This window comes from Nocardioides sp. Z43_10 (assembly GCF_059766615.1).
The window spans coordinates 25,554-38,426 of the sequence record NZ_JCBAJY010000008.1 but is presented as its reverse complement, the minus strand read 5'-3'; the positions used below and the strand labels follow the sequence as shown (position 1 = coordinate 38,426).

General features: G+C 71.5%; 16 protein-coding genes. 7 read left to right on the top strand and 9 right to left on the bottom strand.

Translation table 11 applies throughout. The features are described from left to right. Positions 1–78 precede the first annotated feature (78 nt). Positions 79–597 (top strand): TetR/AcrR family transcriptional regulator, encoded by a 519-nt coding sequence (locus AC6EI4_RS15065; RefSeq protein WP_498451947.1) that lies wholly within the window; start codon positions 79–81, stop codon positions 595–597. Positions 598–771: 174 nt separating this feature from the next. Beyond that, complete coding sequence (locus AC6EI4_RS15060; protein ID WP_498451946.1) at positions 772–1,527, top strand: SAM-dependent methyltransferase; 756 nt, start codon at positions 772–774, stop codon at positions 1,525–1,527. Between the two features lie 79 nt (positions 1,528–1,606). On the opposite strand, the gene AC6EI4_RS15055 is transcribed toward AC6EI4_RS15060, so the two are convergent. Continuing rightward, entirely contained in the window at positions 1,607–2,521 is a 915-nt protein-coding gene (locus AC6EI4_RS15055) for a DUF480 domain-containing protein (RefSeq protein ID WP_498451945.1), read from the bottom strand. Between the two features lie 111 nt (positions 2,522–2,632). Next, on the bottom strand, positions 2,633–3,034 hold the full coding sequence (locus AC6EI4_RS15050) for a VOC family protein (RefSeq protein WP_498451944.1): 402 nt from the start codon (positions 3,032–3,034) through the stop codon (positions 2,633–2,635). Between the two features lie 755 nt (positions 3,035–3,789). On the opposite strand from AC6EI4_RS15050, the gene AC6EI4_RS15045 reads away from it, so the two are divergent. Beyond that, positions 3,790–5,661: a RecQ family ATP-dependent DNA helicase gene (locus AC6EI4_RS15045; RefSeq protein WP_498451943.1), complete on the top strand. Its 1,872-nt coding sequence runs from the start codon at positions 3,790–3,792 to the stop codon at positions 5,659–5,661. Between the two features lie 11 nt (positions 5,662–5,672). Here AC6EI4_RS15045 and AC6EI4_RS15040 read toward each other — a convergent pair whose 3' ends face one another. Further along, positions 5,673–5,876 carry a response regulator gene (locus AC6EI4_RS15040; protein ID WP_498451942.1) on the bottom strand — a complete coding sequence of 68 codons (204 nt, stop codon included), beginning with the start codon at positions 5,874–5,876 and terminating at the stop codon, positions 5,673–5,675. Positions 5,877–6,060: 184 nt separating this feature from the next. On the opposite strand from AC6EI4_RS15040, the gene AC6EI4_RS15035 reads away from it, so the two are divergent. Together AC6EI4_RS15035 and AC6EI4_RS15030 are read left to right on the top strand one after the other, a co-directional pair. After that, complete coding sequence (locus tag AC6EI4_RS15035; protein WP_498451941.1) at positions 6,061–6,627, top strand: DUF2231 domain-containing protein; 567 nt, start codon at positions 6,061–6,063, stop codon at positions 6,625–6,627. Between the two features lie 15 nt (positions 6,628–6,642). Then, on the top strand, positions 6,643–7,014 hold the full coding sequence (locus tag AC6EI4_RS15030) for a TfoX/Sxy family protein (protein ID WP_498451940.1): 372 nt from the start codon (positions 6,643–6,645) through the stop codon (positions 7,012–7,014). Here AC6EI4_RS15030 and AC6EI4_RS15025 read toward each other — a convergent pair. Both AC6EI4_RS15025 and AC6EI4_RS15020 read right to left on the bottom strand, forming a co-directional pair. Then, positions 6,998–7,804 (bottom strand): DEAD/DEAH box helicase family protein, encoded by an 807-nt coding sequence (locus AC6EI4_RS15025; protein WP_498451939.1) that lies wholly within the window; start codon positions 7,802–7,804, stop codon positions 6,998–7,000. The two genes, AC6EI4_RS15030 and AC6EI4_RS15025, sit on opposite strands and share 17 nt — an antisense overlap. Before the next feature lie 169 nt (positions 7,805–7,973). Further along, positions 7,974–8,270, bottom strand: coding sequence for a DUF4193 domain-containing protein (locus tag AC6EI4_RS15020; protein WP_498424544.1), 297 nt, complete (start codon positions 8,268–8,270; stop codon positions 7,974–7,976). A gap of 238 nt (positions 8,271–8,508) precedes the next feature. Between AC6EI4_RS15020 and AC6EI4_RS15015 the strand changes: the two genes are divergently transcribed. Beyond that, the gene (locus tag AC6EI4_RS15015; protein WP_498451938.1) at positions 8,509–8,805 is read left to right on the top strand and encodes a ribonuclease E inhibitor RraB; all 297 of its coding nucleotides are present in this window, start codon (positions 8,509–8,511) and stop codon (positions 8,803–8,805) included. Between the two features lie 13 nt (positions 8,806–8,818). Here AC6EI4_RS15015 and AC6EI4_RS15010 read toward each other — a convergent pair whose 3' ends face one another. The 3 genes from AC6EI4_RS15010 to AC6EI4_RS15000 all read right to left on the bottom strand — a co-directional run bounded on the left by AC6EI4_RS15010 (position 8,819) and on the right by AC6EI4_RS15000 (position 10,845). Then, positions 8,819–9,088: a PepSY domain-containing protein gene (locus tag AC6EI4_RS15010; protein ID WP_498424539.1), complete on the bottom strand. Its 270-nt coding sequence runs from the start codon at positions 9,086–9,088 to the stop codon at positions 8,819–8,821. A 36-nt stretch (positions 9,089–9,124) separates the two neighbouring features. Continuing rightward, positions 9,125–10,420, bottom strand: coding sequence for a sensor histidine kinase (locus AC6EI4_RS15005; RefSeq protein WP_498451937.1), 1,296 nt, complete (start codon positions 10,418–10,420; stop codon positions 9,125–9,127). A gap of 95 nt (positions 10,421–10,515) precedes the next feature. Then, positions 10,516–10,845, bottom strand: coding sequence for a DUF6221 family protein (locus AC6EI4_RS15000; RefSeq protein ID WP_498424537.1), 330 nt, complete (start codon positions 10,843–10,845; stop codon positions 10,516–10,518). A 179-nt stretch (positions 10,846–11,024) separates the two neighbouring features. Between AC6EI4_RS15000 and yaaA the strand changes: the two genes are divergently transcribed. Continuing rightward, positions 11,025–11,804, top strand: a complete 780-nt coding sequence (yaaA, locus tag AC6EI4_RS14995; RefSeq protein ID WP_498424536.1) for a peroxide stress protein YaaA — start codon at positions 11,025–11,027, stop codon at positions 11,802–11,804. 7 nt (positions 11,805–11,811) lie between these two features. Here yaaA and AC6EI4_RS14990 read toward each other — a convergent pair whose 3' ends face one another. Then, positions 11,812–12,840 carry an ATP-binding protein gene (locus AC6EI4_RS14990; RefSeq protein WP_498424535.1) on the bottom strand — a complete coding sequence of 343 codons (1,029 nt, stop codon included), beginning with the start codon at positions 12,838–12,840 and terminating at the stop codon, positions 11,812–11,814. Positions 12,841–12,873 lie beyond the last annotated feature (33 nt).

Here is a 12,873-nt window from a genome sequence, read left to right as displayed (position 1 = left end):
GAGAGCCTCGCCGACTCTTGAACCGCGGTCAAGATAAGGTGACCCATGCCTCGAAACCGCCGCCAGCAGGACCCCGGGGTGAAGCGCGCCGAGATCGTCGATGCCGCAGCAGAACTGTTCACCGAGGCCGGCTACGACAACACCTCCATGGCCAAAGTCGCAGCAAGCGCCGGAGTCACGACGAACACGATCTACTGGTACTTCAAGGACAAGGACGCGCTTCTCGTCGGCGTACTCGACCACCTCCTCAGCGAGTCGCTGGCGACCGCTTCCCTCCACGCCGGCGAGCCCTGGGTCGACCAGGTGCTGTGGGCAGTCGAGCAGCTCGACCAGTACAACCGGCTCGTCACGGACGTCCACGCCAGAGCCTCCACCTCGCCCGCCATCGAGGCCTGGCACAAGAGCTTCCACGACCTCATGGACTCGCTGATGGCCAAAGGTTTCCGCGCAGTCGGCGTAGCAGAGGCCGACCTGGACGCGATGAACCGAATCGGCGCCTTCGTCGTCGAGGGCCTCCTGATGCACCCACACACGGGGCCGAGCCGACGTGAGATCGTCGAGCAACTTGCCCGTCCTCGTGGAGATCGAGGCGCGTAGCTCGCCCGTCACTCAGCTTGCATCAACGTCCGCAGCCGCGATCCGCGCGTATGCCCGGTGCGTCTAAGCGCCGTCTGCCGGCCGCGCGGTTCTGCCGCTGAGCGCACGTTGCCTGTCGACGTGCGACTACGTATGAAGACCGGCAGGCGCAACGACCAGCGATAGGGTCCGGCGATGAACCGGACCCGGATCAATGATCTCGCCCACGCCGATCACCCGATCGCCTCACCCTTGAGCGAGGAGACCGTTGACCGCCTTCTCAGTCTCGCAGTCGGCGGCCAAGGCAGCGTGCTCGACCTAGGCTGCGGCGACGGCAGTTGGCTACTGCGGGCCCTGCGCCAGAATCCATCGCTGACCGCGGTCGGAGTCGACCTGTCCGGCGAGGGCTTCGCTCGGGTACGTGAGCAGGCCGAACAGGAAGGACTCTCGCAGCGCCTTCAGTTTGTGCGCGCCGACGCCCGTGAGTGGACAGCCCCTGACCTGTTCGACGTCGTCCTGAGCGTAGGTGCCACGCACGCCTTCGGTGGCCTTGAGCCCACCCTGGCGGCCATGGGCGAGCACCTGCGCCCAGGCGGCCGGGTGCTTCTGGGCGAGTGCTTCTGGGAACAGCCACCGACCCAGCAGGTACTGGACATACTCGGTGCTGAGATCAAAGACTACGGCGACCTGGCAACTAGCGTGGAGACGGCGGCGTCGAACGGCTGGGTACCTTTACAAGGGCACGTGAGCACCCTGTCGGAATGGGATGAATATGAGTGGTCCTGGACCGGGGCGCTCGCGCGCTGGGCGCTGGAGCACCCAGATGAGCCGGACAGTGAGCAGGTCATGACCACCTCGATCGAGCATCGTCGGGCGTGGCTGGCGGGCTACCGCGGCACGCTCGGCTTCGTCACCCTGCTACTCGGACGTTCCAAGCCGTACCCAGGTTGACGCCAGGCCGGACGCACTCATCTGCCGCAAGTCGCGCACTCCAAGATGTGGGTCTTTCCGTCGCGGATATCCAAGGCCCTCAGCTTGCGTGGTGCTGAACGACGTTGAGCACGTTGCCATCGGGAGCGCGGACGAAGAAGCGAGTCACGCCCCATGCCTCGGTTGTCAGGGGATGCACGATCTCGTACCCGCGCTCCTGTGCTTGGCGGTAGGCGGCTTCGACGTCGTCGACCATGACCGAGACCACGGGGTCCACGGGCGCGGTGGCATCGCTGGTCATCACCTGGAGCGTCGCCCTGGATACCGGCGACGTGTGGCGGGCCACCCAGCCCAGGTTGAACTCCTCTTCGGCTAACCCGAGGTAGTCGCTGTAGAAGCCCCTGGCGGCGGGGAGGTCGGGTACGTGGAGGTCGGCGAAGATCTGCGTGACGCGGATGCGTGACGGGTCGGCACTCCCAGCTCGGGCCGTTTCGCCTGAGTTCTGCTCCGATACGGCGCCCAGGAGGTGGATCCAGCGAGGATCCTGCTGGCCCGGCCGGCGCTCGAGTTCGCGTACCAGCGGTTGCGGGCGGCTCGCCATCCGGTGCAGGCACTCCTCGACCTGGCCCCGGTCGGCGAACCCGTGCAACCGCTCGGTGCGGGTGCGCAACTCACCCGGCGCCTGCGCGCCGCGTAGCAGCAGCACCGTGAGCAGCGCCCGCTCGTCGGGCTCGAGGGCGAGGTGCTCGTCGAGGATCTGGTGGTACTTCAGTGTCCGGCGCCCGGTGTCGGACCACACGATCCGCAATAGCCCGCGTTCCTTGAGCGACTTCGCGGTCCGTTCAACGATCTGCTGGTCGAGGTCGGTGACGGGGTCGCGGCTGCTCGTCTGGTTGCATGCCGACATCAGTGCGTTCGCGGAAAGGGGATAGGTGGCGGGCACGGTCGTCTGCTTCTCCAGCAGGCTGCCGAGGATGCGCTGGTCAGTCGCATCGAGGACGGGGAGTTCTCTCACGTCACGACCTTAGGTCTGCCTGGCACGATGCGGATCAAACAGCGTCTATTCACCGCGAATCAGCGTGGAGCCGCGCAGTCGATCAGTCGGCGACGCCCCTGCCGTGTTGGCCTAGTCTGCGAACGTTGCGAAGGTCCAATGGTTGCCGTCGGGGTCAGCCACCGTGAAGTCGCGCGACGGATAGTCGGTCTGGTCGACGATCTCGCGCACGACTCTGGCGTCCAGTGAAATTGCGCGAGCCAACACCGCGTCTGGATCTGCGGTCACCACGTGCAGCGAGGCGGTGCCCGGCCGGCACGGTGTGGGTCGCTCACCGGTGCTTGAGAGCAGGATCCGCCCACCCTCGGGCCAGTCGAGCTGGCAGTGGTGAATGGCATCCACACGCTCACCGGGAATCAGAAGGTCTTCGGCGAACCCGAGTTGGAGCAGCCAACCGCGAAGGGCCTGGGCGTCATCGCTGACGAGGCTCGCCCAGACGCTGTGCTGCAACACCCGACTAACCCGGACGGTCATGATTGTCAGCGTACGTCTCACGCGCCTGACAGTGCCTGCATCCTGCCGGGCCCCGCCACCCTGAGGGGCCTCGTACGCGCTCCGAATCAGTCACGCTGTAGTCGGCGTACGGCCGGTGCTCGGTCGATGCGGCGGCCGTCACTGATGCCGAACTGAACGAAGATCTCCGGCTCTCGGTGTCCCCGCAGACAGCGAGTGGGAACGGCGAGCCGAATGCGCGCCTGCCCCCACTTACCTTCGACACCTCGACAGCGACGCGGGGCAGCATCGAAGTGGTCGAAATACAGGAGCTTGGCGCGTGCGGCTCGTGCCCGTCTCTTGCTGATCTCCACGACATAACCAGCCTCGAAAATCTCGAAGCGCGAGATGCTGAGCGAGGCAGTCCCGTTCCGCCGAAGACCCGGAACATGGGCCGCGACCGCTACTTTCTCGGACGTATGCACGTATCGCGCGCTCTTAATGTCAACCCCGGCCGAAGCGTCGTTCAACCTGTCCTCACGAGTAACTACCTCAGCCGAGGAGACCCCTGCCGGGATGGTGAGCATGAGAGTGACGGCGGCGATCAATGCACCGGGCCTATTCATTCACGCAGGATGACACGAGGATCTGGTTCGCCACCTGCGGCCTCGGGTGCCACCGAGGGATCCGAGGGCTGCTTTGGCCAGTCCCTCCTACTCACACCGCTGACCTGCCCAGATGCAGGTCGCCCGAGGGCGGCCGAGGTCCCCGCTCGACGGTAAGAGACCGTAGTCCCCGTGCGCCGCCCCGACCTGACTCCGCTCCAGGTCCTGAGGACCACCTTCGGCCACCAGGCGTTCCGCGGTCCACAGGCCGCCATCGTCGACACCGTCACCTCCGGCGGCGACGCCCTGGTGCTGATGCCCACCGGCGGCGGCAAGTCCCTGTGCTACCAGATCCCCACGCTGGTCCGCCCCGGCACCGGGATCGTGGTCTCGCCGCTGATCTCGCTGATGCAGGACCAGGTCGCCGCACTCGCGGCGCTCGGCGTGCGTGCGGCGTTCTGGAACTCCACGCTGACGCCGGCCGAGCGCGACGAGGTCGTCCGCGCCTACGCCGCGGGCGAGCTCGACCTGCTCTACCTCTCCCCCGAACGGCTGGCGGCTCCCGGCACCCTGGAGCTGCTGGGCCGGGCCCCGATCAGCGTGATCGCGATCGACGAGGCGCACTGCGTCGCGTCCTGGGGGCACGACTTCCGGCCCGACTACCTGACGATCTCGCGGCTGACCGCGCAGTTCCCGGAGGTCCCCCGGATCGCGCTCACCGCGACCGCCACCACCGCAACGGCCGCCGAGATCGCGGACCGGCTCGACCTGCGCCTCGGTGACGACGACGCCGGCCGGTTCGTGGCGTCGTTCGACCGGCCCAACATCGAGTACCGGATCGTCGCGAAGACCGATCCGCACGCCCAGATCCTCGACTTCCTCACCCGCGAGCACCCCGGCGAGAGCGGCATCGTCTACTGCCTCTCGCGCCGCTCCGTCGAGGAGACCGCGGCCTTCCTGACCCGCCAGGGCATCGAGGCGCTGCCCTACCACGCGGGCCTGCCCACGGCCCTCCGCGCCGAGACCCAGGCCCGCTTCCAGCGTGAGTCGCCGCTCGTCGTGGTGGCCACGATCGCGTTCGGGATGGGCATCGACAAGCCCGACGTCCGGTTCGTCGCGCACCTCGACCTGCCCAAGTCCGTCGAGGGGTACTACCAGGAGACCGGCCGCGCGGGCCGCGACGGCGCCCCGGCGACCGCGTGGCTGGCGTACGGCGCGGCGGACGCGGTGCGGCTGCGCGGGTTCATCGCCCGCTCCCCCGGCGGCGCCGCCCAGCGCAAGGTCCAGACGGCGAACCTGGACGCGATGCTCGCGCTGTGCGAGACGATGCGCTGCCGGCGCGCCCAACTGCTCACCTACTTCGGCCAGCCCACCGTGACCGCCTGCGGGAACTGCGACACCTGCACGAGCCCGCCCGAGGACTACGACGCGACCGTGCCCGCGCAGGAGCTGCTCACCGCGGTGGCGCGGCTCGCGCAGAGCCGGCAGGTGCTCGGCGTCGAGGCGCTCATCGAGCTGCTGCGCGGGGAGGGCTCCCCCACCACCGAACAGGAGTGGCGCGCCGTGGTCCGCCAGCTCGTGGCGCAGGGCTACCTCTCCTGCGACGTCCGCGGCCGGCAGACGCTGCACCTCACCGATACCTCGGCGCTGCTCCTGGACGGCGAGGTGAGCCTCCGGCTGCGCAAGGAGACGCCGGTGGCCGCGGCGCCGGCCGCGCGGGCGGCACCGCGCGCCGCCCGCGCCTCCCGCCGCCGTGGTCGTCGCGGCCGCACCAAGCGCAGCCGCAAGCGCAGCACCCGGGCGAGCAAGGCTCCCGCGCCGCTCGTCCTGGGCGACCTCGACGCGGACGCGCAGGCCCGCTACGGCGCCCTGCACGCGTGGCGCTCCGACCAGGCGCGCGACCTCAGCCTCTCGCCGTTCCTGATCCTCAACGAGCGCACCCTGCTCAGCATCGCGCAGCAGAACCCCAGCGACCCCGACCAGCTGCTCGACATCGTCGGCGTCGGCCCGCAGAAGCTCCAGCGCTGGGGTGCGCCCGTCCTTGGGGTGCTCGCCGACGCCTGACCCGGCTGGGTCTACGGCCCGTAGAAGCCGATGACCAGCGCGACCGCCCGCTGCCAGCGCCGCAGCCCCTCGAGGATCGCGCGCGCGTGGGCGTAGCTCGCGCAGACGACCACCTCGTAGTCGCCGCCGTAGCGACGGCGCAGCTCACCGCCGATGACCTCGCGCGAGACCGCATCGGTGGTCGCGAGCAGCATGATCGGGTCGGTGTCCTCCATGGCTCAGGCTGCCTCCTCGGCTCCTCGCGGCGTGATCCCCCCGCGGGCCGATCTCGCCCTCTCCTCAGCCTGACCTCGGGCGGGCCGGAAAGTCATCGCAACGGGACGGGCTGTTTCCCGGTTGACCGATGCGGTGGTGCAGGGCACCGTGAATCAGAACGGCGCCGTGCGCGAGGAGAAGCCGATGAGCTCGATCGAACGCCCCCCAGCCATCGTTCGCTGGACGCTGCGCCTCGAGGAGACCGTGGCCCTCGACCGTGCGGTACAGGCCATCGAGCCCTCGATCCGCGCCGAGTTCGGGACGGGCACGCGAGGCTCGGTGCTGCGCGGCGACTGGCTCGGGCACGCGGTCCATCCCGCGCTCACCGACGTCGTCCTCGGCACCTGGACCTCCGCCACGGTGCTGGACCTGTTCGGAGGCCCCGGGTCCGCGGCGGCGGCGCGGCGACTCGTCGGCACCGGCCTGCTGTTCGTCGTTCCCACCGCCTGGACCGGGTGGGCCGAGTGGTCGAGTGCCGGCCCGCGCGAGCAGCGGGTCGGCGTGGTGCATGCGGCCACCAACGCCGCCGCGGTCCTCACCTACGCGGCGTCCTGGACCGCCCGCCGCCGGGGCCGGCAGCGCGCCGGGGCGCGGCTCGCGCTGGCCGGCGCGACGATCGCGGGAGTCGGCTCCTACCTGGGCGGGCACCTGGCCCGGGCGCGCCAGGTGTCCTCCCACGATCCCGCCTACGACGCTGCGCCGGGCGAGTGAGGACGCAGGCTCCCGATGACCTACGACGAGAGCCTGGCCGAGCGGATCCGGGCCGCGGTCCTCGCGGCGGCCGGGGCGGACGGTGTACGCGAGATCAAGATGTTCGGTGGCCTGTGCTGGACCGTCAACACCCACATGGCCGTCGGTACCGGCGCCGATGACCTGATGGTCCATGTCGGCGTGGACGGAGTCCACGAGGCACTCGCCCAAGGCGCCCGCCCGGCGATGATGGGGGCGCGCACCATGGGCGGCGTGGTGCTGGTCCCCGCGGCCGATCTTCCGGACGCCGACGCGCTGGGGGCCTGGGTGGGCCCGGCGGTCGAGCGCGCCCGGGCAAGGCCACCGAAGCAGCCGAAGCCGCCGAAGCCGCTCAGACCTGCCCGCTGAGCTGCTCCAGCCGAGCCGCCAGCGCATCCACCATCGCGCCTGCCCTCTTGGCGGAGATGGCCGCGTGCCGGTCGCCGCCCTGGCTGGACACCGGGAGCACGTCGACCGAGAGCCTCGCGCCGCCGGCCAGCGCCCGCAGCTCGTCGATCTTGTCGCCGAACGGCGAGCCGCTGCCCGGGGAGTAATAGCGGACGACCTCGTCCAGCTCGTCGGCGTACAGGTCGGCCTTCGTCACCGCGATCACCAGCCAGATCGGCCGGTCGCGGCGTACCGCCATCGAGGCGATCCGGTGCGCGGTGATCGCCCAGTCCTCGAGCTCCGCGGTCAGCTGCTCCTCGCGGGTCGCGACCGCAGCCCCCGTCGTGCCCGCGGTACGCCGCGGCGTGGCGTGGCCGTTGGCGACGACGTGGATGACCCCGTCCACGGGCTCGTCGTGGAAGACCTCGTCGAGGGCACCCAGGCGCGTCGCCGCGTTGTCGCCGGGCACCACCAGGAACCGGAAGCCGTGCAGGCGGGCCGAGCGCCGGGTGCGCCGTTCCATCACCGCCGAGCCGACCTCGGCCACCCCGTCGCCGGAGGTGCGCCGCGCGAGCCGATCGGCGAGCTGGGTCTTGCCGACCCCGGTCATCCCGGTGACGGCCACCGTCGGGAAGCGCCGACGGAAGAGTCGCCCGATCCGGTCGGGGGCCGACGCGAGGCCGGTCAGCACCCCGCCGGCGAGGGTGGCCCCGAGGGCCGCGCGGCCCGATCCGGGCAGAATCGTGCGGAATCGATCTGCGGCGTGGGGCACGGCGCCTCCTCGGTCAGCGTTCGGTGCGGGTGCGGCACGCGCGAGCCTACGTTCCTGCGGCCCTCACGCACCGCAGCGCGGACCCGGATTGAGCGTGAGGCCGTCCCTACCTCCGCTCGATCCGTGGCGCGTTCACGGGCAATGCGCTGAGCTGGGGCTCGCTGTCGTGCTAGTCGCAGTCGCTGCAGAGGTCCGAGCCCGGCGCCGAGCGTCGCGAGCCGTGCTGGACCAGGTAGCAGCCGGTGCAGGTGAACTCGTCGGCCTGCATCGGCGTGACCTCGATGGAGAGCGTCTCGTGGGAGAGATCCGCGCCCGGAAGCTCATACGACTCGGCCAGCTCGGCCTCGTCCTCGTCCACCTTCCCCGAGGTCTTGTCCTGCTCGCCCGAGGTGAGGCGTCGAGCCTCCAGGCTCTCTTCCTTCTGCTCGTCCTCTGTCTTGCGGGATGCGTCGTAATCAGTGGCCATGCGGGGTCCTCTCTGGGCGGAGCGCGAATGTTATCGCCGCAGGTTTCCCGGCCCGCAATCACGGTGCCGCCGGGCCGCGCGGGGGACGGCTGGTGGACGACCGTTCAGAAGGAAAACGCGAGCCCCGCCAGGCTGCTCCAGGCGTGGGCGCCGACGTGTTTTCCTTCCGAACGGTCGCTGCCCCCCGCGGCTCGGGGCAGTGGGAGGGTGAGCCATGGGCATCTTCAGGAGGAAGCCGGTGACCGAGCCGCCCGCTGCGCCCAGCGAGCCGAGCGTCGGGCGGCACTGGATCCACTACCTCTACTTCGCCGGCGAAGACGCGGCCCGCACCGCCGCGGCACAGATCAGCGCCGCCGGCTGGGGCTTGCAACGGGTGGACCGGTCCGCCGGCGGCGGTCCGGAGTGGATCGTGATCGCAGAGGCGCACGGCGCGGTCGTCGATTCCGAGACGGTCGACAGGGCGCGCAGCTTCTTCGAGGCGGTCGCTGCCGCCCACCACGGCGGGGACTACGACGGCTGGGAGGCCAGCCTCTGAGCGGGCACGCCCCTCAGCTGCTGGGGTTGAGCACCTCGTAGTCCTCGTCGAGCTGGATCTCGACGTCCTCGCCGTTGTCGAGCGTCACCTCGACGACGTAGGCGTAGGGGTCGTCACCGTCTCCCTTCTCCACCTCGGTGACGCGGCCCTCGCCGACCTCCTCGAGGGCGACCTCTCCGGCGCGGTCGCGCTCACTGTCGCTGACGGAGTCGTCCTCGCCACAGGCGGAGGCTCCCAGGACGAGGATCAGGGCGGCGGTGAGGGTCGAGGCTGTGCGGCGCATGGTGGGTCCTTCCCGAGCGGAGGTCGCTCTTCGAGGCTACTCCCGGCCGGTTTCGCCCAGCCGAGTCGAAGGCGCCGAGCGGAGACCGAACACGGCGGCGCGGAGGTCGCGGATCGTGGTGTCGATCTCCTCGATCGCCTGGCCCAGGCGGCGTCCCATCTCCACGTGGTCGTGCAGTGACGCCGTGCCCTGCAGCTCCAGCTCGATGGTGAACAGCCGCTGCAGGACCAGGCCGTGCAGGTCCTGGGCGATCCGGTCCCGATCCTCCAGCACCGCCAGCCTCTCCGCGGCGCGACGGGTGCGGGCGATGTGCAGGGACAGCGCCGCCTGCTCGGCCAGCAGCGCCACCAGCGCCGCGTCCGGCGGTCGGACGGCCGCGGCGGCGTCGGCGTCGGCGTCGGCGTCGGCGCACCAGCCCAGCGTGACCACGCCCTCAAACCCGATCGCGCTGCGCAGCGGCACGCCGATCCCGGCGGCGACGGGCTCTCCGCCCAGGGCCCGGCTGACGTCCACGGCACGCGGGTGCTGGGACAGCCGCCGCACGGCGAGGGGACGCCCGCAGGCGGCGGCACAGCGCGAGAGCGACCTGCTGAAGTCCAGCCCGGACATCGCGTCGGGCTGCGCGGGCAGACCGGAGACCACCTGGAGCCGCAGGTGGGCCGGGTCGGGGCCGGTGACCAGCCAGGCGACGTCGGCCCCGGCCAGGTCGCGGGCCCGGTCCGCCACGATCTGCAGGGCGAGGTCCTCGGCGTCGGGCCTGAGCACCGCGGTGGCGAGGTCGGCAGCGGCCGCCAGCCAGCGCTCGCGGCGCAGCGCGTCCTCGCGCAGCCGGGCGTGGTCGATCGCCACCACCGCGGCCGCGACCAGAGCGGCCACGAGCTGCTCGTCCTCGTCGCCGAACCCGCCGCCGGGCGCGGCGGTGAGGTGGAGCGTGCCGAGGACCTTCTCGGCCAGCCGGAGCGGGACCCGCAGGAAGGGGCGCCGGGGTGGGTGCGGTGTCTGCGCCGCGCCCCGGATGCGCGCCACCTCGTCGACGGCGGGACCGTGGCTGGCCAGCACCCGCTGCCCCACCGCGCCGTCGGCGATCGTCAGCGTCGCGGAGCGGGCCCGGGTGAGGTGGGCGGCGACCGCGAGCACATGGTCCAGCAGCTGGGAGAGCGACAGATCGTCACCCAGGGTGGCGAGGGCGTCGACCAGCGAGTGCCAGCGGCCCTCGCCGCTCGTGGCGCCGTCGACCTGCTGACCTGCCATGCGCATGAGCTCGTCGAAGGAGATCTCGTCCCACGCCGGAGACGAGCCCTCCCCCTCGAACGCGCCCGAGGACTCCTGCATGCCGCTCCTAGAACACGGACGCCGCCGGTCGTGGCAGCCACCCTGATCACGGTAACGCGACCGGGGCCCCGAAGGGCACCAGAAGCGGCGCCTAATCAGTCCCTGGCGTGGTCCGCCACCTGGCGGCGCCGTGCCCGCGATCGAGGAGCCTCGGCGCGCCGCGTGCCGGGGCGCCACTCCTCGCGGTAGTCGGGGTGGTCGGCGTACAGCTCGGCGCGCATCTGCAGCGCGTGCAGGCGACGGTGGGTGCGCGGGTCCTCGCCCTGGCTGCGGACCCGCTCCACGCCGGCCAGCGTGATCCGGCTGCCGTCGACGAGGACCAGGTCGGCCGACCCGTCGGCACAGGCCGCCTCCTCGTCCTCACGCGCGCGGGCCTCGAGGAACTCGAGCATGGTGGACAGGGACGTGGATGAGGGGCAGGTCATGGCGGGTCCTGAGGAATTAGCGGTGCGGGTACGGCGTGGACCCTTTCTCTACCCGCGGGTAGGCCGCGCTCATCGACCAGGAAGGTAAAGGATCCCCACAATTGGGTAACAAAACGCAGGCTGCGCTCCACTCGACCCACGCCGCCGGCCGCGCGGCCGCACCGCCTACCCTGTCGGTCGTGCTGATCCTGTTGCCGCCCAGCGAAGGCAAGGCCGCGCCCCGCCGGGGCCGCCCCCTCGCCCTCGACACCCTCGGCTTCCCGGGACTCACCGACGCTCGCCAGGAGGTCCTCGACGCCCTGGTCAAGCTGTGCGACGGCCCCACCGAGGAGGCCGCGAAGGTGCTCGGTCTGGGCGCGACCCAGCTGGACCTCGTGCAGCGCAACGCCGAGCTCCGTGAGGCCCCGACCGCTCGAGCCGACAAGGTCTACACCGGGGTGCTCTACGAGGCGCTCGACTTCGCGACGCTCTCGACCGCAGCCAAGCGCCGGGCCGGTGCCCGGGTCGCGGTCACCTCGTCGCTGTTCGGGCTCGTCCGTCCCGGTGACGCGATCCCCGCCTACCGGCTCTCCGGCGACGCGACGCTGCCGGGCGTCGGCTCGGTGGCGGCGCTGTGGCGCGCCCACCTGGGCGCGGCCGCGGTCGAGGCGCTCGGCGAGGGCCTGCTGGTCGACCTGCGCTCCGGGATGTACGCCGCGTTCTGGCGCCCCGGGCCGGAGCTCGCGGCGCGGGTGGCGACGGTGCGGGTGCTGCACGAGGTCGACGGGGTCCGCAAGGTGGTCAGCCACTTCAACAAGGCGACCAAGGGCCGCATCGTGCGGGCCCTGATGGAGGACGGCCGCGCGCCGCGCACCCCCGCGGCGCTCGCCGAGGTGCTGCGCGACCTGGGCTGGGTGGTCGAGCTCGGCACCCCCGGACCGCGCGGCACCCAGCTCGACGTGGTCGTCGGCGACGTCTGAGGGCCGCTCAGCCCTCGGAGCCCTGCCACAGCGGATGCGTGGCGTCGTAGGACAGCGACTTCACCATGTGCACGACCGCGCCGGACTGCGGCTCGTCGCGGAAGTGCAGCCGATCCACCAGCGCCCGCATCAGGGTGAGCCCGCGTCCCGCCTCGGCCGACTCCTCGGCCGTGCGTGGGACCGAGCTCGCGTCGAAGCCGCTGCCGCTGTCGACGACGATGATCGCGCACCGGTCGGCGGCCAGCTCGACCTTCACGTCGTAGGTGTCGGTCTCCATGGCGTGGTCGATCACGTTGGCGCAGGCCTCGGTGATCGCGAGCTGGACGTCGTCGATGTCGGAGTCGACGACCCCGAAGGCCTGGAGCGCCTGGGCCGCGAGCCGGCGCACCACGGGCACGCTCACGCTCTCCCGGGGCAGGCTGAGCGAGAGGTCGAGGTGCGGCGTCGGGCCCTCGTGCCGGGCAGCGGTGGGCGGCCAGCGGTGCGTCTCGCCCTCCTCTTGGCCCCGGGAGCCGAGCCAGATCTGCAGGTGACACTCCCCCGTCTCACCCTCGATGGGCCGCTCCAGCGCGACGGTGGCGACTCCGTTGAGGCGGGCGCCCAGCCGGCCGGCGAGACCGCTCACCACGTGGCACAGCGTCTCGCTGCCCGGGCCGGAGGCTCCCAGGGGGCAATCGAGCACCATCACCTCGACGGCATCCTCCGCGACGGAGACCAGCCGTGCCCGCCCGCCCAGGACGCGGTGGGCCTCGAGGAAGATCTCGCCCACCTCCGCCGCCGCCCGGGGTGGGGAGTCCCCGACGAAGCGGTCCGCGAGCGCGGCGCCGGCCAGGGAGGCCATCTGCGCCGGGGTCGCCGTGGGGTGAGCCTCGGCGGCGGCGGCCAGCGCCACCGCGACGCTGACTGCCCCGATCTTGCGGGGGTCGGCGTCGATCTGCGGCATCGGCGGCGGGCCGTCGTCGAAGGTCCTACGGACGCGGACCGTGGCCGGCGACGCCGCCGCTGCCCCTTCCGACGGGTCGAGGATCCGGTCCATGGCGCCGCCTGTCGGTAGGGGATGTGGCACCTC

Excerpts from the sequence above, each read along its gene's own strand:
- AC6EI4_RS15060 (WP_498451946.1), top strand. The coding sequence starts at position 772 with ATGAACCGGACCCGGATCAATGATCTCGCCCACGCCGATCACCCGATC.
- AC6EI4_RS15050 (WP_498451944.1), bottom strand. The coding sequence starts at position 3,034 with ATGACCGTCCGGGTTAGTCGGGTGTTGCAGCACAGCGTCTGGGCGAGC.
- AC6EI4_RS15040 (WP_498451942.1), bottom strand. The coding sequence starts at position 5,876 with ATGGAGGACACCGACCCGATCATGCTGCTCGCGACCACCGATGCGGTC.
- AC6EI4_RS15035 (WP_498451941.1), top strand. The coding sequence starts at position 6,061 with ATGAGCTCGATCGAACGCCCCCCAGCCATCGTTCGCTGGACGCTGCGC.
- AC6EI4_RS15030 (WP_498451940.1), top strand. The coding sequence starts at position 6,643 with ATGACCTACGACGAGAGCCTGGCCGAGCGGATCCGGGCCGCGGTCCTC.
- AC6EI4_RS15020 (WP_498424544.1), bottom strand. The coding sequence starts at position 8,270 with ATGGCCACTGATTACGACGCATCCCGCAAGACAGAGGACGAGCAGAAG.
- AC6EI4_RS15010 (WP_498424539.1), bottom strand. The coding sequence starts at position 9,088 with ATGCGCCGCACAGCCTCGACCCTCACCGCCGCCCTGATCCTCGTCCTG.
- AC6EI4_RS15005 (WP_498451937.1), bottom strand. The coding sequence starts at position 10,420 with ATGCAGGAGTCCTCGGGCGCGTTCGAGGGGGAGGGCTCGTCTCCGGCG.
- AC6EI4_RS15000 (WP_498424537.1), bottom strand. The coding sequence starts at position 10,845 with ATGACCTGCCCCTCATCCACGTCCCTGTCCACCATGCTCGAGTTCCTC.
- AC6EI4_RS14990 (WP_498424535.1), bottom strand. The coding sequence starts at position 12,840 with ATGGACCGGATCCTCGACCCGTCGGAAGGGGCAGCGGCGGCGTCGCCG.